The organism is Hephaestia caeni (assembly GCF_003550065.1).
Lineage (GTDB): Bacteria > Pseudomonadota > Alphaproteobacteria > Sphingomonadales > Sphingomonadaceae > Sphingomonas > Sphingomonas caeni_A.
The window spans coordinates 1,010,504-1,028,679 of record NZ_QXDC01000003.1 but is presented as its reverse complement, the minus strand read 5'-3'; the positions used below and the strand labels follow the sequence as shown (position 1 = coordinate 1,028,679).

Here is an 18,176-nt window from a genome sequence, read left to right as displayed (position 1 = left end):
AATGAGGTCAAGCCTCGGGCGTCGCGGTCGTTATCCGATATGAGCCGCGCGTGCGCCAAGGGGGAAGTACCGGTACCATGTTTCCTGCAATCGGTCTTGTCGTTCTGCTCGTCATGGTGTTCGGCGGCTTCGTCTTCACCGGCGGCGCGCTCGGGCCGGTCATGGAAGCGATCCCGCACGAGCTGATCATCATCGGCGGCGCCGCGGCGGGCGCGCTCATCATCGGCAATTCGGGCAAGGAGTTGAAGGCGCTCGCCGGCGGGCTCGCCAAGGTGTTCAAGGGGCCGAAATACAAGAAGCAGGATTATCTCGACACGATCTTCCTCGTCTCGAAGCTGATGAAGATGCTGCGGATGGAAGGGCCGATCGCGCTCGAGCCGCATGTCGAAGACCCCAAGTCCTCCGCGATCTTCGCCGAATATCCCCGGCTGCTCGCCGATCACACGCTGGTCGATCTGATCGCGGACACGCTCCGGCTCGTCGTCGTGTCGTCGGGCACGCTCGATGTCCATGCGGTCGAGGAGGTGATGGATAACGCGATCAAGACGCACCACCAGGAGGTGCAGCGCCCGCAAACCTCGCTCCAGAGCCTCGCCGACGCGCTGCCCGCGCTGGGCATCGTCGCCGCGGTGCTCGGCGTGGTCAAGACGATGGGCTCGATCGACAAGCCGCCCGCGATCCTCGGCGCGATGATCGGCTCGGCGCTCGTCGGCACCTTCCTCGGCGTGCTGCTCGCCTACGGGCTGGTCGGCCCGCTCGCAACGAGGCTCCAGCAAGTGATCGACGCCGATTCGGCGATCTATCACACCGTCAAGCAGATCATCATCGCGTCGCTCCACGGCCATCCGCAGCCACTGGTGATCGAAGCCGCGCGCTCGGGCATCGCGCACTCGAACCAGCCCGGTTTCGCCGAGGTGTTCGACGGCTTGCGCGGGCGCTGAGGAATGCTGTTTTTGTTGGATAGCCGCACCAGCCCGCTCCCCCACCCGACCGCCCATTCAGTGTACGGTCGTGGGTGGTTGGGTGGGGGAGCGGGCTGGTGCGGCCTGCGACCGCAGGGAGCCAAATAAATGGCCGCCCGCGCACCCCACGGTTCGAACCAGCCGCCCAGGATCATCGTCCGCAAAGTCTATGTCGAAGGGCATGGCGCCGGGCATCACGGCGGCGCGTGGAAGGTCGCCTATGCCGATTTCGTGACCGCGATGATGGCGTTCTTCCTCTTGCTGTGGATCCTCGGCGCCACCACCGAGAAGCAGCGCAAGTCGATCGCCGATTATTTCGCCCCCACGCTGGTCGAGCTACGCGAGAACAGCGCCGGCTCGAACGGGCTGTTCGGCGGCGAATCGATCGTCGACCGCGACAATTACCAGCACAAGGCGACGCAGACCGGCACGCGCGCGCTGACGGTGCCGTTCAGCGCGATCGGCGGCCCCGATTCGGGGAACGGCGAGGCCGGTTCGCTCAAGAACCCCACCCGCGAGGCGCTCGCCGCCGAGGACCGCAAGAATTTCGAGGCGATGCGCCGCCAGGTGATGGCCGAGATCGCGAGCAACGCCAGGCTCGCCAGGCTCGCCAAGCACATCCATTTCGTGCGCACGCGCGACGGGATGCGGATCGATCTGATCGACGATGCCGATTATTCGATGTTCGCGCTGGGGACGACCGCGCTCGAGCCCGAGGCCGACAAGCTGATCGCGCTCGTCGCGGGCGCGATTCGGCCGAGCCAGAACCCGATCATGATCCGCGGCCATACCGACAGCCTCGCCTACGGCAACCCGGCCAACATGAACAACTGGATGCTGTCGTCGGGCCGCGCAGAGGCGGTGCGCCGCCGGCTGGCGGCGGGCGGGATCGCCGAGAAGCGCTTCGAGCGGATCGAAGGCGTCGCCGAGCGCGAACCGATGATTGCCGACAACCCCGCCGATCCGCGCAACCGCCGCGTCGCCGTCACCCTCCTCTACCGGCGCGGCGTGTTCGGGCAATAGAATCTAGCGCAGAGCGCTGTCGGTTCTCGGCGAAGCAGTGCTCCCGCGAAAGCGGGAACCCAGAGTCAAAAGCGTCACACAGGCGACTCTGGATTCCCGCCTTCGCGGGAACATAAGGAAAAATTCGACCTCGACGGCGGGTTCTCGCCGCGCATTGCCGATCCTCTCTACGTCTCTGCGCCTCCGCGTCTCTGCGCGAACAACTCCCTTCTTCTTACCGAACCCGCCTCACTCCCGCTTGGGCAGCGCATAGGCCACCACCGCGTCGCCCGCGGTCGTGCCCAGCCCGCCGTGTCCGCCGGCGGCGATCACGACATATTGCCGGCCGTCGGCGCCTTGATAGGTCATCGGCGTCGCCTGCCCGCCGGCGGGCAGCCGCGCCTTCCACACCACCGCGCCGGTGCGCTCGTCGACCGCGCGCAGGTAATCGTCGCCGAACGCGCCGACGAAGATCAGCCCGCCCGCGGTCGCGATATTGCCGCCGATGTTGAACATGCCCGTCGGCAGCGGCAGATTGACGTTGAGCCCGAACGGCCCGAGGTCGCGCGTGGTGCCCATCGGCCGCATCCACACGATCTTCTTCGTCACCAGATCGATCGCGGTCAGCGTACCCCAGGGCGGCGCGTTGCACGGCACGCCCAAGAAATTGAGCCACGGCTGGATGCGCACCGCGAACGGGGTGCCGTATTGCGGGTTCCACCACGGCTCGGCCGGCGGCGGCGCCTTGCCGCTCTCCCACCCGGCCCAGGGCTTGATATGCCCTTTGTCGATCGCCTCCTGCGTTTTCATCATCCGATAGGTGAAGGGGATGTAGCTGGCGTTGGCGATCAGCAGCCGCCGCGTCGGATCGATCGTCGCGCCATGCCAGTCGATGATGCCATCGAACGCCGGATAGCCGATATTGCCGTACCCCGCCGTCGGCGGCGTGAACTGGCCTTCATAGCGGTATTTGGCGAATTGCAGCCGGCAGACCATCTGGTCGATCGGGGTCGCGCCCCAGGCGTCCTTCGCGGTCAGGTCCTTCGGCGTCAGGCTCGCCATGCCGACCGGATAGGGCTGGGTCGGCGACAGCGTCTCGCCCGCCACACCGCCTTGCGGCACCGTCTTCTCCACCGTCTCGACGATCGGCCGGCCGGTTCGCCGGTCGAGCACGAAGAATTCGCCGCGCTTGGTCGACTGGATCAGCGCCGGGATCACCTGCCCGTTGCCGTCGGGCAGGTTGACGAGGCTGGGGCCGATCGGCAGGTCGAAATCCCACACGTCGTGGTGGACGGTCTGGTAATGCCAGCGTTCCTGCCCCGTCGCGATGTCGAGCGCGACCACCGAACTCGAATAGGTATCATCGAACGGCCGCCGCTGTGCCCCGTAATAATCGGGCGTCGGGTTGCCGAGCGGCACATAGACCATCCCCAGCCCCTCGTCAGCGGTGAAGGTGCCCCAGCCGTTGGGGGTGCCGCGCGTATAGGTCTCGCCCGGCTTGAGCGGCGCGGTCTGCGGCACGCGGCCCATGTCCCACGCCCAGACGAGCTGCCCGGTGCGCGCATCGAAAGCGCGGATCACGCCCGAGGTTTCGCCCTCGGCGATGTTGTCGGCGACCCAGCCCGACAGCATGATCTTGCCGCCCGCGACCATCGGCTGCGACGAGATGAAGTGGAACCCCGGCGGCGTCGGCCCCATATTCTCGCGCAGCGAGACGTAGCCGCCCTGCCCGAAGCCGGGGCACAGCTTGCCCGTCCGCGCGTCGAGCGCGAACAGGCGCGCGTCGGCGGTGGTCGAGATGACCTCCTCGGCGCACACCCCCGTCGCGCCCGCCGGCGGCGTGTAATAGGCGACGCCGCGACACGAGAGATACGTATTCGCCGACGTGTCGTTATTGGGATCGAAGCGCCACCGCTCCTTGCCCGTCACCGCGTCGAGCGCGATCACGTCGCGGTGCGGGGTGCAGAAATAGACCGAATCGCCGATCTTGATCGGGGTCGCCTCGAAATTGAACTCCTTGCCGCCCTTGTTCTCGCCCGGCCGGGGCAGGTCGCCCGAATGATATTCCCAGACGCGTTCGAGCGCGCCAACATTGTCCGGCGTGATCTGCGCGAGCGGGCTGAAGCGCGTCCCCGCCTGATCGCGTCCGTAATAGCGCCAGTCCCCCGCCGCGACCGGAATGCCGACCGCGGGCGTCGGCAGCGCCTGCGCCACCTGCCCGTCGCGGTCCCAGCGCGTCCAGGTGATCCACCAGCCGCTCGCGAAGACGAGCACGATCGAGAGCAATGCCAGCGCGCCGCCGGCCCAGCGCCCGACCGTCCAGCGGCCGAAATCCTGCCCGCGCGCCAGCCGCCGCGTCACCCAGGGCATCGACACCCACAGCAGCAGCACCGCGGGGGCGAGCACGCGCGGCATCAGCTTCCAGCCGTCGAAACCGACCTCGACGAGCGCCCAGATCAGCGTCGCGACGAAGACGAAAGCATAGAGCCAATAGCCTTCGCGCCGCCCCAGCGCGAACAGCACGCCGCTCGCGATCAGCCCGAGGCCGGCCAGCAGATAATACCAGGTGTAGCCGAGCTGGACGAGCTGGGCGCCGCCCACCGCCAGGATGATCCCGATGATCGCGAACACCGCGCCGGTGATCGCCGGCGCCGCCTTGATCCGTTCCCACATGACGCACTTCCCCTCGTGCCATTGTGTCGAAAGAGGAAAACGTTGCATCCCACGGATCGCTCCGCCGCCCCTGTGAGAAATATCGCGAGACGACATGGCCATCGCAGGGCGTACGACAGCTCACCCCCTGTTTGTTCTCTTCGCTGTCCTACAACCCCGCCGTCGTGGCATAATGCCCGCTGCTCTGTGAATCGGTCGATCCCACCCGCGTCGGCGCGTTGCCGGCCCGCCCCGCCGCGCCCGGTGCGCACGACGCGCAGGGGAAGGCAAGACAAGGGAGACCTAGTGTAACCTTTGTAACCTTCCGCGCCCCTGCGCACCCATCGCTGGATTGCTCGCGATCAGTTTAAACGTCACCCCGGACTTGATCCGGGGTCCCGCTTTCCTGGAGCCGAGCAAAGAAGAAGCGGGATGCCGGATCAAGTCCGGCATGACCGCGCTAATTGATAGGTTCTGACCCTAACGCACCAGGTCGAGCCCCATCTCGTCGGCACAGCGACGCGCCTCGTCATAACCCGCGTCGGCGTGGCGCATCACGCCGGTCGCGGGGTCGTTCCACAGCACGCGCTTGAGCCGCTCGGCGGCCTCCGGGGTGCCGTCCGCCACGATCACCATCCCGGCGTGCTGCGAATAGCCCATGCCGACCCCGCCGCCGTGGTGGAGTGACACCCAGGTCGCACCCGACGCGGTGTTGAGAAGCGCGTTGAGCAGCGGCCAGTCCGACACCGCGTCGCTGCCGTCCTTCATCGCCTCGGTCTCGCGATTGGGGCTCGCGACCGAACCCGAATCGAGATGGTCGCGCCCGATCACGATCGGCGCCTTCACCTCGCCCGATGCCACCATCTCGTTGAACGCGACGCCCAACCGGTCGCGATCGCCGAGCCCCACCCAGCAGATGCGCGCGGGCAGGCCCTGGAAGTGGATGCGCTCGCGCGCCATGTCGAGCCAGCGGTGGAGGTGCAGATCGTCGGGGATCAGTTCCTTCACCTTTGCGTCGGTCCTGTAGATATCCTCGGGATCACCCGACAGCGCCGCCCAGCGGAACGGCCCGACGCCGCGGCAGAACAGCGGCCGGATGTACGCGGGCACGAAGCCGGGAAAATCGAAGGCGTCCGCGACGCCCTCGTCCTGCGCCATCTGGCGGATGTTGTTGCCGTAATCGAGCGTCGGCACGCCCGCGTGGTAAAAATCGAGCATCGCGCGGACCTGCACCGCCATCGATGCCTTGGCCGCCGCGGCCACCGCCGCCGGATCGCGCTCGCGCTCGCTGAACCAGCGATCGAGGCTCCAGCCTTGCGGCAGATAGCCGTTGGCGGGATCATGCGCCGAGGTCTGGTCGGTGACGACATCGGGATGCACGCCGCGCTTCACCAGTTCGGGATAGAGGTCGGCAGCATTGCCGAGCAGCCCGACCGAGACCGGCGCTGTCGCGTCGCGAACGATCGCCAGCGCCTCGTCCAGATCGCGCGCCTCGCGGTCCAGATAGCCGGTCTTGAGCCGCATCTCGATCCGGCTCGGCTGACAGTCGATCGCAAGGCACGAAAACCCCGCCATCACCGCCGCCAGCGGTTGCGCGCCGCCCATCCCGCCGAGCCCGGCGGTCAGGATCCACTTGCCCGACGGGTCGCCCGAAAAGTGACGCCGCGCAACTTCGGCGAAGGTCTCGTAGGTGCCCTGAACGATGCCCTGGCTACCGATGTAGATCCACGAGCCTGCGGTCATCTGGCCGTACATCATCAGCCCGGCGCGATCGAGTTGCTGAAAATGCTCCCACGTCGCCCAATGCGGTACGAGGTTCGAATTGGCGATCAGCACGCGCGGCGCGTTCTCGTGCGTGCGGAAGATGCCGACCGGCTTGCCCGACTGGACGAGCAGGGTCTGATCGCCCTCGAGCCGCTTCAGGGCGTCGACGATCCGGTCGAAACTCTCCCAGTCGCGCGCGGCGCGGCCGATCCCGCCATAGACGACGAGTTCGTGCGGGTTCTCCGCGACCTCGGCATCGAGATTGTTCATCAGCATCCGCAAGGGCGCCTCGGTGAGCCAGCTTTTGGCGGATAGCTCGGTTCCATGCGGCGCGCGGATGTTGCGGCTGTTGTCGAGGCGGGTCATGCGCGTCCTTTCGCGAAATCGAGGCAAGCCTTGAGCACGCCGCGCAACGTCGCCTGCATCGGCGCGGCGCGTGCCGCGTCCCAGCGATCGGGCGCGGCCTCGTCGGCATAGCCGCGGATCGCCAACTCCATCTGGATGGCGTGCACGCCGCGCTCGGGACGTCCATAATGCCGCGTGATCCACCCGCCTTTGAAGCGGCCGTTGATTACTTTCGGTTCGGGGCAAGCGGCCGCCACGGCGATCGCAAGCGCGGGATCGCAGCTCTGGCCATCATTCGTCCCGATGTTGAATTGCGGCAGCCTACCCTCGAACAGTCGCGGCACCTCGCCGACGATCGAATGCGCGTCGTAGAGGACGATGGGCGAATGGTCGCGCCGCAACCGCGCGATCTCCGCCGCGATGGCCGCGTGGTAGGGATCGAAATAGGTCGCGCGCCGCGCCGCGATCGCCGCTTCATCGGGCTCGCGCCCGTCCTCGTAAAGCGACTCGCCCATAAAGGTCGTCGTCGGGCACAGCCCCGTCGTCGCCTGCCCGGGATAGAGCGACGCGCCGCTCGGATCGCGATTGACGTCGATCACGCTGCGCGAAATCGCGGTTCGGATGACGGTCGCGTCCAACGCGCGCGCGAAGGCATAGAGCCGGTCGACGTTCCAGTCGACATCGCGCCGGGCCAGCGCCACCGAGCGCATCCCCGCATCGTGCGGCGAGGGGATATCGGTGCCGGCGTGCGGCACGCTGACGATCAGCGGCGCGGCACCGCGCTCGACGGTCAGCCAGTCGGTCATGCCACCCCCGGCAGCGCGGCGACGCCCGCGATGCTGCCGTCGCGCACCAGTGCCGTCGCCCTGGCGATGTCGGGCGCGAAATGATGATCGTCATGCATCATCGGCACTTCTGCGCGGATCAGCGTGCGCGCCGCTTCCAGCGCGTCACTCGACGTCAGCGGCGCGTGGAAATCGCACCCCTGGGCCGCTGCGAGCAGCTCGATCCCGATCACATGCGCAAGATTGTCCGTCATCGCCAGCAACCGCCGGCTCCCGTGCGCCGCCATCGACACATGGTCCTCCTGATTGGCCGAGGTCGGGATCGAATCGACCGAGGCGGGATGCGCGCGCTGCTTGTTCTCCGACACCAGCGCGGCAGCCGTCACCTGCGGGATCATGAAGCCCGAATTGAGCCCCGGCTTCGGCGTCAGGAACGCGGGCAAGCCCGACAGCGCCGGATCGACCAGCATCGCGATCCGCCGTTCGGCGATTGAGCCGATCTCGCACAGCGCGAGCGCGATCGTATCGGCGGCGAAGGCGACCGGCTCGGCGTGGAAATTGCCGCCCGACAGCGCTTCGTCGGTGTCGGCGAAGATCAGCGGATTGTCGGTGACGCCGTTCGCCTCGGTCTCCAGCGTCGCGCCGGCCTGGCGCAGCAGCGTGAGGCACGCGCCCATCACCTGCGGCTGGCAGCGCAGGCAATAGGGATCCTGAACGCGCGCATCGCCCGTCACATGGCTCGCGCGGATCGCCGAGCCCGCCATCAGGCCGCGCAGCGCCCCGGCCGTCTCGATCTGACCTTGGTGCCCGCGAAGCGCGTGGATACGCGGATCGAACGGCGTGTCGGAGCCCTTGGCCGCCTCGGTCGAGAGCGCGCCCGTCACCAGTGCCGCGCGGAACAACGCCTCGGCCTCGAACAGCCCGGCAAGCGCATAGCTACAAGAGAATTGCGTGCCGTTGAGCAGCGCGAGCCCCTCCTTGGGGCCGAGCGTCAGCGGCGCCAGCCCCGCCTCGCGTAATGCCTCCGCCGCCGGGCGGGTCTTGCCGCGCCACGCCACCTCGCCGACCCCGATCATCGCCGCCGCCATGTGTGCGAGCGGCGCGAGATCGCCCGACGCACCGACCGAGCCCTGCGCGGGGATCACCGGCAGCAGGTCTTGCGCGAGCATCGCTTCTAGCATCGCGATCGTCGCGGGCCGCACGCCCGAGGCACCCTGCGCGAGGCTCGCGAGCTTGAGCGCGAGCATCAACCGCACGACAGGCATCGGCATCGGATCGCCGACACCGGCGGCATGGCTCAGCACGATATTGCGCTGGAGCATCTCCAGCTCGTCGTCGCCGATCCTGACGCTCGCGAGCTTTCCGAAACCGGTGTTGATCCCATAAACCGGTTCATGCCGGCCGAGGATGCGCGCGACCGCCGCCGCGCTCGCCGCAATGGCGTCATCGGCGGCGCGATCGAGCACCACCGCCGCGCCGCGCCAGATCGCCCGCCAGTCGGCAAGCGCCATCGCGCCCGGCCGGATCGTCACGCTCATTGCCCCCTCCAGATGCGTTGATGAAGCGGGTTGAACCCGATTCGGTAGACCAGTTCGGCCGGCGTCTCGATGTCCCAGATCGCGAGATCGCACGATTTTCCGGCTTCGAGCGTACCGATCTCACCGCCGAGGCCGAGCGCCTTCGCCGCCTCGCGAGTCACGCCCGCCAGGCACTCGGCGACGGTCAGGCGGAACAAGGTCGCGCCCATGTTCATCGCCAGCAGCAGCGAGGTGAGCGGCGAGGTGCCCGGATTGCAGTCGGTCGCGAGCGCGATTCCCACACCGGCCTCGCGCAGCCCCCGGATCGGCGGCACCTGCGTATCGCGCATGAAATAGAAGGCGCCCGGCAGCAGCACCGCGGCTGTCCCCGTCTTCGCCATCGCGGCGATCCCGGCCGCGTCGAGATGTTCGAGATGATCCGCCGACAACGCACCGTAGCACGCAGCAAGCGCGGCGCCGTGGCTGTTCGACAATTGCTCGGCGTGGAGCTTGACCGGCAGGCCGTGCGCGGCGGCGGCCTTGAACACGCGTTCGGTCTGCGCGGGGGTGAACCCCACGCGTTCGCAAAAGGCATCGACCGCATCGGCGAGCCCGGCATCGGCAATCGCCGGGATCATCGTGCCGCACACCGCGTCGATATACGCATCGGCGTCGATACCGGGCGGCACCGCATGCGCGCCGAGGAAGGTCGTCGCGATCCGCACCGGCCGCCGCCCACCCAGCGCCTTCGCGGCACGCAGCAGCTTGAGTTCGGCATCGAGCGACAGGCCGTAACCCGATTTGATCTCGATCGTCGTCGCCCCTTCGGCGATCAGCGCATCAAGCCGGGGCAGGCTCTCGGCGATCAACGCGGCTTCGTCAGCAGCACGCACCGCCTGCATCGTCGCGACGATACCGCCGCCGGCGCGCGCGATCTCCTCATACGACGCGCCTTCGAGCCGCTGCTCGAATTCGGTCGCGCGGTTGCCGGCGTAGACGAGGTGCGTGTGGCAATCGACCAATCCGGGCGTGATCCAGCGCCCGTCGCAATCCTTCACCTCGGCCGCGTCGGTCGGCGCGTCGTCGGCCGGCCCGGCATAGACGATCCGCCCGTCCGTCGCCGCCACCGCGCCGCCTTCGACCACGCCGAGGCCGTCGCCCGTCATCGTCGCGAGCCGTGCGTTGCGCCAGAGTCGATCGGGCCGAACCATCTCGCTATCCTCGCGCCGCTCTGCTAATATGTCTAGACATAATCGACGAGGACGCCCGCGCATGGATTTGTGGTTCGAGACGGCATTGCTTCCCGACGGCTGGGCGACAGGCGTGCGGATCGGTGTGGCGGATGGTCGTATCGTCTCGGTCGAGCGGGACGCATCGCCCGGCGACGCGCGCCACGCGATCGGGCTGCCGGGCCTTTGCAACGTGCATAGTCACGGCTTCCAGCGCGGCATGGCGGGGCTTTCCGAACGCCGCGGCCGCGCGGACGACGATTTCTGGAGCTGGCGCGAGGTGATGTACGCCTTTCTCGACCGACTGACCCCCGACGACATCGCCGCGATCACCGCGCTCGCCTATGTCGAGATGCTCGAGACGGGCTACACGCGCGTCGGCGAGTTCCACTATCTCCACAACGATATCGACGGCCGCCGCTACGCCGATCCCGCTGCGACCGCCGCGAGCATCGTCGCTGCCGCCGACGAATCGGGAATAGGTCTCACGCTGCTGCCGGTCTTCTACGCACACGCCGATTTCGGGGGAGCGCCGCCGACGCTGGGGCAGCGCCGCTTCGTGTCGGGCATCGACGGTTTCGCGCGCCTCGCCGAAGCATCGCGCACACTGCTGCCGCATGACGCCACTTTTGGAATCGCCCCGCATTCGCTGCGCGCGACGACCGCCGACGAACTCGCGGCGATCCTGCCGCTCGCCGATGGCGGCCCGATCCACATCCATGCCGCAGAACAGGTGAAGGAGGTCGAGGCGTGCCTTGCCGCCACCGGCGCACGGCCGGTCGAATGGCTGCTCGCCAACGCGGCCGTCGATGCGCGCTGGTGTCTCGTCCACGCCACACATCTGACCGATGCCGAATGTGACACACTCGCCGCCTCGGGCGCGGTTGCCGGGCTGTGCCCCGTCACCGAATCTAACCTGGGCGACGGCATCTTTCCCGCCGCGCGCTATTTTGCCGCGGGCGGCACGGTCGCAACAGGCACCGATTCGAACATCCGCATCGATGCGGCGGACGAATTGCGCACGATCGAATATGCGCAGCGCCTGACGCGCCGGCGACGCAACGTATTGGCGGACCACGCGCATCCTTCGATCGGCGCGCGGCTCTTTGCCGGCGCGCTCGCCGGTGGCGCGCAGGCGCTCGGGGTCGAGGCGGGAATCGCCGTCGGCGCGCCTGCCGATCTGGTCGCGCTCGACGCCGACGACCCCGCGCTTGTGGGGCGCAGCGGCGACGCGCTGCTTGACGGCTGGATCTTCGCCGGCCGCGATACCGTCCGGCACGTCTGGCGCGGAGGACGGCAGGTCGTGGCCGACGGCCGCCACGTCGCACGCGACGCCATCGCCGCACGGTACCGCGCGACGCTCGCGCGGCTGCTCGCATGAGCCTCGACGCCCGCATCCGCGCCGATATCGAGGCGCGCATCCGCTCGGGTGCCTGGAAGCCGGGCGACCGTATCCCCTTCGAGCACGAATTGACCGCGACCTATGGATGCTCGCGCGCGACCGTCAGCAAGGCGCTCGGGGCGCTGGCGCGCGCGGGCTTCATCGATCGCCGCAAGCGCGCGGGCAGCTTCGTCGCGCATCCCCCGATCCATGCGACGGTGCTCGACGTGCCCGATCTGCGTGCGGTGATCGAAGCGCGCGGCGAAGCCTATCGCTGGGTGCTGACCGAGCAGCATCGCGGCGATCACGCCGACCTGCCCGAGGTCGGCCGCGTCGGGCCACATCTCACCGTCACCGGGCTCCACCGCGCCGATGATGATCCGTTCGCAATCGAACGGCGCTGGATCGCGCTCGACGCCACGCCCGAGGCGGCAGCGCAGGATTTCACCGCCACCGCCCCCGGGTCGTGGCTGCTCGCGCATGTGCCATGGAGCGACGCGCGCCACCGCATCTCGGCGATCGGCGCCGAGGCGGACCAGGCCGCCGCGCTCGATCTCGCGCCCGGCGAGGCGTGCCTCAAGCTCGAGCGCTGGACCTGGCGCGGCGGTGCGCTTGTCACCTATGTCCGGCAGGTCTTTCCCGGCGCGCGCTATGATCTCGTCGCCGAGTTCAAGCCGTTCAGTGTTTGAGCAGTTTTGCGAAGGCGGCCCTGCCCTAACCGGATCCATCGAATCCGACTCCAACCGACGACGGCTTGCCGTCACTCGCCGCTGTCGGTTTGAATTCGCGCACGATTTCGTTCAAGCCGGTGGAGAACTGGGGGACGGGAGATGCACGTGCTGACCATCATGCTGATGCTGGGCGCCGCCGCGCAGACGCCGGTCGAGCCGCCGCTCATCCCGGCCTTCTTCACCGCCCAGACGCTCTACGACATCTGCACCCGGCCCAATCACGGCCAATGCTCGATGTATGTCGCGGGCGTGATCGACGGCGTGTTCCTGACCGAGGCCCGCACCGGCGACGAGACGATCTGCCGCGCGCCGATCACCAACCAGAAGGCCGCCGAGCTGGTGACCGCCTATCTCACCGCGCATCCCGAACGCCGTGCCGAATCGGCCGCGAGCGCGGTCAAAGCCGCGGTCGCCACCGCGCTTCCCTGCACTCAGCCGGTCGATCCCAACGGATAGAGATCGGCGGCGGGCGCCGTCGCTGCGGCGGCAAGCCCCATCGCCTCGGGCACGACCTGCCCGACATAGAAGCGCGCTGCCGCCTGCTTGAGCGCGGTGAACGCCGGATCGCCTGCCGTATCGGCCAGGCGGCCGCTGCGTTCCATCAACCAACCGCACACCGCGACCGACAGCATCGTCAAAAACGGCGTGCTGCCCGCCAGCCGATCGTCGTCGACCGCGTCGAGCAATGTTCGCGCGGTCGCTTCACAGGCATCGATCAGCGCGCGCAGCGGCGCCGCTTCCGCCTCGGCGCGCATGTCGGCGACCAGCGATGCGAACGCCGCGCCGCCCGCCATCGGCAGCTTGCGCCCAACCAGATCGGCCGCCTGGATGCCGTTGGTGCCTTCGTAGATCGGCGTGATCCGCGCGTCGCGGAAGAACTGCGCGGCGCCGGTCTCCTCGATATAGCCCATCCCGCCATGCACCTGTACGCCGAGGCTGGTGACGAGGCAGCCGATATCGGTCGCGTGCGCCTTGGCGAGCGGGGTGAGCAGTTCCAGCCGCGCGCGCGCCGCCGCATCGCCAAGCGCAGCGCGATCGACCTGCGCGGCGGCGTAATAGACCAACGCCCGCGCGGCCTGCGTTTCGGCGGTCATCCGCATCAGCATCCGGCGGACGTCGGGAAATTCGATGATCGCCGCCGGGCGCCCCTCGCGCCGCCCCTGGATCCGCTCGCGCGCATAGGCGACCGCCTGCTGCGTCGCCGCCTCGGCGATCTGGACGCCTTGCAGGCCGACATTGAGCCGCGCGTTGTTCATCATCGTGAACATCGCCGCCATCCCGCCCAGCTCGTCGCCGATCAGCTCGCCGACGCAATCGCCCTCGTCACCAAAGGCGAGCACGCAGGTGGGCGAGCCGTGCAACCCCATCTTGTGCTCGATTGAGACCACGCGGATGTCGTTCGCTTCACCCGGATTCCCGTCCGCATCGAGCCGGTATTTGGGGACAAGGAACAGCGAGATGCCGCGCGTCCCCGCGGGCGCATCGGGGGTGCGCGCGAGCACGAGGTGGACGATATTGTCGGCCATGTCGTGATCGCCGAACGAGATGAAGATCTTGGTCCCCTGGATCGACCATGTGCCGTCGCCGCGCGGCGTCGCGCGCGTCTTGAGCGCCCCGACATCAGAGCCCGCCTGCGGCTCGGTGAGGTTCATCGTGCCGGTCCACTCACCGGTCGCAAGCTTGGGAAGATAGAGCGCCTGCTGCGTCGGGGTGCCGTGGTGGAGCAACGCCTCGATCGCCCCCACCGTCAGCGTCGGTGCAAGCGCGAGGCTCATATTGGCGCTCCCCAGCGTTTCGAGCACCGCCGTCTGGATCGCGAACGGCAGCCCCTGCCCGCCCCAGGCCTCGGGAACGCCGATCGTCCCCCAGCCGCCCTCGACATAGGCCTTGTACGCGGCGGCGACACCATCGGGCATCACCACGCCCGCCGGGGTCCAGCGCGCGCCCACGGTATCGCCCAGCCGGTTGAGCGGCGCCCATTCGCCCGCGGCGAACGCGCCGATCCCGTCGAGCACCGCATCGACCACGTCCGCACTGGCACCGGCGAAACGCGCCTCGGCGGCCAGCGCCGCGATGCCGACGATGTGATCGAGCACGAAGCGCTGATCGGCAATGGCGGGGGTGAAGGGCATCGGTATCCTCTCTTGTCCTTGGCTGCGGCGCGATATAGCGCGACAAAATGCTCGTTCCAAACACCCCCGGCACGACGCGCACCTTACGCTACGGCACGGCTGCGATCGCCGAGGCAGCGGCGCTGATCGCGGCGGGTGAGCCTGTCGCGGTGCCGACCGAGACGGTCTACGGGCTCGCCGCCGACGCGACCAATCCACATGCCGTGGCGCGCATCTATGCCGCCAAGGACCGGCCGAGCTTCAACCCGCTGATTGTCCACGTTCGCGATGTCGCGGCTGCCGAACGAATCGGCATGTTCGACGCCGACGCGCGCGCGCTTGCCGGCAGATTCTGGCCGGGGCCGTTGACGCTGGTCGTCCCGCTCAAGCCCGATGCGGAAATCGCCGCGCTGGTGACCGCCGGGCTCGATACGATCGCGCTGCGCGTGCCGCGCCACCGCGCGATGCAGGCCTTGCTCGACGCAACGGGCAAGCCGCTCGCCGCGCCCTCGGCCAATGCCAGCGGGTCGATCAGCCCGACCCGCGCGGCGCATGTCGTGGCAAGCCTCGGCGGCCGGATTCCGCTCGTCATCGACGACGGCGCGACCGAGGCGGGGCTCGAATCGACGATCGTGAAGGGTTGCACGATCCTCCGGCCGGGGCCGATTACGGCAATCGACGTACGACAATATGTCGCCGGCGAAGGCCGGGGTCCGGTTTCGAATCGGCCGGGAGGGGGATTGGAATCACCCGGACAATTGCCCAGTCACTATGCGCCGTCCAAGCCGCTGCGCCTGCACGCGACCGATGCCGCCGATGACGAATGGCTGATCGGTTTCGGCGCGATCGCCGGCGACGATACGCTCTCCGCCACGGGTGATCCCGTCGAAGCGGCGGCGCGGCTGTTCGATGCCCTCCACCACGCCGATGCCGCGCCTCGATCCCGCATCGCGGTCGCCCCGGTGCCGGCCGAGGGCATCGGCATCGCGATCAACGATCGGCTGCGCCGCGCCGCGCATCGATAACGGTCTTTACGTCGGCGCAACGACGGTTAGGCTGCCCTCATTCCGCGATATTTCAAGACGCGGGAGAACAGGAGGGTGCCATGACCAACGTACAACGGGGGCTTGCGGAACTTATCGGGACATTCTGGCTGGTATTGGGGGGCTGCGGCGCCGCGGTGCTCGCCGCGGGCGTGCCTGCGCTCGGGATCGGCTATGCGGGCGTCGCGCTCGCGTTCGGGCTGACGGTGCTGACGATGGCATATACGATCGGCCACATTTCGGGCTGCCACCTCAACCCCGCGGTGACGATCGGCTTGTGGGCCGGCGGCCGCTTTCCGGCGAAGGACATTCCGCTTTACGTCATCGCGCAGGTCATCGGCGCGGTCGCGGCGGCAGCGCTTCTCTATCTGATCGCCAGCGGCAAGGCCGATTATTCGCTCGCGACCAACGGGCTTGCGGCCAACGGCTTCGGCGAGCATTCGCCGCAGGGCTTTTCGCTGACGTCGGGGTTGCTGCTCGAGATCGTGCTGACGCTGTTCTTCGTGCTCGTCATCATGGGATCGACCGACAGCCGCGCCCCCGCCGGGTTCGCGCCGATCGCGATCGGGCTGTCGCTGACGCTGATCCATCTGATCTGCATCCCGGTGACCAACACCTCGGTCAACCCGGCGCGCAGCACCGGCCCGGCGCTGATCGCGGGCGGTTGGGCGTTGCAGCAACTCTGGCTGTTCTGGGTGGCCCCGATCGTCGGCGGCGTGCTCGGCGGCCTCATTTACAAGACGCTCGGCGCCGACGCGAGCAAGCGTCCCGATGTGACGGGCGAACCGCTCTGATCGATCCGCGGCGGGGGCGCCGAATTGCCGGCGCTTCCGCTGCTGAGTCTATATTGCGGCACCGGCCCACTCCCCCACCCGGCCACCCAACGCCAGTATCCTATGGGTGGCCGGGTGGGGGTGTAACCCCGCAAAGTATTACTTTGCGGGGACCCCGTGGGGGAGTGGGCCGGTGCCGCTTCGGAAATCGCTCTTTCGCGATTTCTCAAACCGACTCTCAGGCGGCCGCGCCTTCCTTGGCACGATCGGCAAAGCGCTTGCGCAGCTTCTGGAGCTTGGGCGGGATATGCGCGATGCAATAGGGATTGCGCCGGCCCTCGCCTTCCCAATATTCCTGGTGATAGTCCTCGGCGGGCCAGAAACGGTCGGCAAGCTCGATCGTGGTCACGATCGGCTGCGGCCATTCCGCCTGGTTGCGCTCGATCGCAGCCAGCGCGGCGTGGTGCTGCATCTGATCCTGCGGGAAGATCGCCGAGCGATATTGCGTGCCGACATCGTTGCCCTGCCGGTTGAGCTGGGTCGGATCGTGCGTCGCGAAGAAGATGTCGAGCAGATCGCCATAGCGTAGCTGGTCGGCGTCGAAGGTGATGCGGATCGCCTCGGCATGGCCGGTGTCGCCGCCGCATACCTGCTTGTAGGTCGGGTTCGCGGTCGTGCCGCCCATATAGCCGCTTTCGACCTTTTCGACGCCGATCACGTCGTTGAACACCGCCTCGGTGCACCAGAAGCAACCGCCCGCCAGGATCGCCGTTTCGCTTGCCATCAACCGTTCCTTTCGCTCTTGGGGATATAAATAGGGCGCCTGACAGCAAAGGAAAACCGATGGCGAGCGTGATGGTGACGGGCGGAGCGGGCTATATCGGCAGCCATGCGGTGCTGGCGCTACTCGACGCCGGGCATCAGGTCGTGGTGATCGACAACCTCGTCACCGGTTTCGCCTGGGCGGTCGACCGCCGCGCCGCCTTCGTCGAGATGGCGGTCGAGGATGATCGCGTGCGCGATGTGATCGCCGGGCACGGTGTCGAAGCAATCATGCATTTCGCCGGATCGGTGGTGGTGCCCGAATCGGTCTCCGATCCGCTCAAATATTACCGCAACAACACCGCCGCGAGCCGGACGCTGATCGAGAGCGCAGTGACGGCAGGGGTGAAGCATTTCATCTTCTCCTCGACCGCCGCGACCTATGGCATCCCCGACGTCGTGCCGGTTCGCGAGGACAGCCCGACCAGGCCGATCAACCCTTACGGCATGTCCAAGCTGATGACCGAGATCATGCTCAAGGACACCGCCGCCGCACATCCGATCAACTATTGCGCGCTCAGGTATTTCAACGTCGCGGGCGCCGATCCGCAAGGCCGCTCGGGCCAGTCGACCGCCGGCGCGACGCATCTCATCAAGGTCGCGGTCGAGGCGGCGACGGGCAAGCGCGGGCATGTCGCGGTGTTCGGCAGTGATTTCGCCACCCCCGACGGCACCGGGGTGCGCGACTATATCCATGTCAGCGACCTCGCCGCCGCGCATGTCGATGCGCTCGCCGCGCTGATCGCCGAGCCGACGCGCAACCTGACGATGAACGCGGGCTATGGTCGCGGCTATTCGGTGCTCGAGGTGCTCGACGCCGTCGATCGGGTGACCAACATCACGATCGAGCGCCGCATGGAAGGCCGCCGCGCGGGCGACCCCGATGCGCTCGTCTCCGACAACCGCCGCATCCTCGAAACGCTGCCCTGGCGCCCGCGCTACGCCGATCTCGACCGGATCGTCAGCGACGCGCTCGCTTGGGAACGCACGCTCGCCGAGCGCGGCTAGATCCGCGGCACCGATCCGTCGTTATTGTCGCGGCGCTATGGGTGGAAAGCC

Annotated in this window: 15 protein-coding genes; 8 read left to right on the top strand and 7 right to left on the bottom strand. The window is 68.0% G+C overall.

Features of this window, described 5'->3' with window-relative positions; all coding sequences use genetic code 11:
- The first annotated feature begins 77 nt into the window (after positions 1-77).
- A complete protein-coding gene (gene motA / locus DFR49_RS13440) occupies positions 78-941 on the top strand; it encodes a flagellar motor stator protein MotA (RefSeq protein WP_119036138.1) in 864 nt (287 codons plus the stop codon).
- A 129-nt stretch (positions 942-1,070) separates the two neighbouring features.
- The gene (locus tag DFR49_RS13435) at positions 1,071-1,985 is read left to right on the top strand and encodes a flagellar motor protein MotB (protein ID WP_119036137.1); all 915 of its coding nucleotides are present in this window, start codon (positions 1,071-1,073) and stop codon (positions 1,983-1,985) included.
- Positions 1,986-2,213: 228 nt separating this feature from the next.
- Here DFR49_RS13435 and DFR49_RS13430 read toward each other — a convergent pair whose 3' ends face one another.
- The 5 genes from DFR49_RS13430 to hutI all read right to left on the bottom strand — a co-directional run bounded on the left by DFR49_RS13430 (position 2,214) and on the right by hutI (position 10,238).
- The gene (locus DFR49_RS13430; RefSeq protein ID WP_119036136.1) at positions 2,214-4,637 is read right to left on the bottom strand and encodes a membrane-bound PQQ-dependent dehydrogenase, glucose/quinate/shikimate family; all 2,424 of its coding nucleotides are present in this window, start codon (positions 4,635-4,637) and stop codon (positions 2,214-2,216) included.
- Positions 4,638-5,096: 459 nt separating this feature from the next.
- A complete protein-coding gene (hutU, locus tag DFR49_RS13425) occupies positions 5,097-6,746 on the bottom strand; it encodes a urocanate hydratase (RefSeq protein ID WP_119036135.1) in 1,650 nt (549 codons plus the stop codon).
- Positions 6,743-7,531: an N-formylglutamate deformylase gene (hutG, locus tag DFR49_RS13420; protein WP_119036134.1), complete on the bottom strand. Its 789-nt coding sequence runs from the start codon at positions 7,529-7,531 to the stop codon at positions 6,743-6,745. The genes hutU and hutG overlap by 4 nt, the downstream gene beginning before the upstream one ends.
- Positions 7,528-9,048: a histidine ammonia-lyase gene (gene hutH, locus DFR49_RS13415; protein WP_119036133.1), complete on the bottom strand. Its 1,521-nt coding sequence runs from the start codon at positions 9,046-9,048 to the stop codon at positions 7,528-7,530. The genes hutG and hutH overlap by 4 nt, the downstream gene beginning before the upstream one ends.
- Positions 9,045-10,238: an imidazolonepropionase gene (hutI, locus tag DFR49_RS13410; RefSeq protein WP_119036132.1), complete on the bottom strand. Its 1,194-nt coding sequence runs from the start codon at positions 10,236-10,238 to the stop codon at positions 9,045-9,047. The genes hutH and hutI overlap by 4 nt, the downstream gene beginning before the upstream one ends.
- 61 nt (positions 10,239-10,299) lie before the next feature.
- Here hutI and DFR49_RS13405 point away from each other — a divergent pair, with 61 nt between their 5' ends.
- From DFR49_RS13405 to DFR49_RS13395, 3 genes are all read left to right on the top strand, one after another.
- Positions 10,300-11,637 carry a formimidoylglutamate deiminase gene (locus tag DFR49_RS13405; RefSeq protein WP_119036131.1) on the top strand — a complete coding sequence of 446 codons (1,338 nt, stop codon included), beginning with the start codon at positions 10,300-10,302 and terminating at the stop codon, positions 11,635-11,637.
- The gene (locus tag DFR49_RS13400; protein WP_119036130.1) at positions 11,634-12,326 is read left to right on the top strand and encodes a histidine utilization transcriptional repressor HutC; all 693 of its coding nucleotides are present in this window, start codon (positions 11,634-11,636) and stop codon (positions 12,324-12,326) included. Before DFR49_RS13405 ends, DFR49_RS13400 begins: the two co-directional genes overlap by 4 nt.
- Positions 12,327-12,467: 141 nt before the next feature.
- Positions 12,468-12,824, top strand: a complete 357-nt coding sequence (locus DFR49_RS13395; protein ID WP_119036129.1) for a Rap1a/Tai family immunity protein — start codon at positions 12,468-12,470, stop codon at positions 12,822-12,824.
- Here DFR49_RS13395 and DFR49_RS13390 read toward each other — a convergent pair.
- Entirely contained in the window at positions 12,800-14,500 is a 1,701-nt protein-coding gene (locus DFR49_RS13390; protein WP_119036128.1) for an acyl-CoA dehydrogenase family protein, read from the bottom strand. The two genes, DFR49_RS13395 and DFR49_RS13390, sit on opposite strands and share 25 nt — an antisense overlap.
- 47 nt (positions 14,501-14,547) lie before the next feature.
- On the opposite strand from DFR49_RS13390, the gene DFR49_RS13385 reads away from it, so the two are divergent.
- Positions 14,548-15,504 carry an L-threonylcarbamoyladenylate synthase gene (locus DFR49_RS13385; RefSeq protein ID WP_119036127.1) on the top strand — a complete coding sequence of 319 codons (957 nt, stop codon included), beginning with the start codon at positions 14,548-14,550 and terminating at the stop codon, positions 15,502-15,504.
- 80 nt (positions 15,505-15,584) lie between these two features.
- A complete protein-coding gene (aqpZ, locus tag DFR49_RS13380) occupies positions 15,585-16,316 on the top strand; it encodes an aquaporin Z (protein ID WP_119036126.1) in 732 nt (243 codons plus the stop codon).
- Positions 16,317-16,533: 217 nt separating this feature from the next.
- On the opposite strand, the gene msrA is transcribed toward aqpZ, so the two are convergent.
- Positions 16,534-17,079, bottom strand: coding sequence for a peptide-methionine (S)-S-oxide reductase MsrA (gene msrA, locus DFR49_RS13375; RefSeq protein WP_119036125.1), 546 nt, complete (start codon positions 17,077-17,079; stop codon positions 16,534-16,536).
- 59 nt (positions 17,080-17,138) lie between these two features.
- Here msrA and galE point away from each other — a divergent pair, with 59 nt between their 5' ends.
- Positions 17,139-18,125 carry a UDP-glucose 4-epimerase GalE gene (galE, locus tag DFR49_RS13370; protein WP_119036124.1) on the top strand — a complete coding sequence of 329 codons (987 nt, stop codon included), beginning with the start codon at positions 17,139-17,141 and terminating at the stop codon, positions 18,123-18,125.
- Positions 18,126-18,176 lie beyond the last annotated feature (51 nt).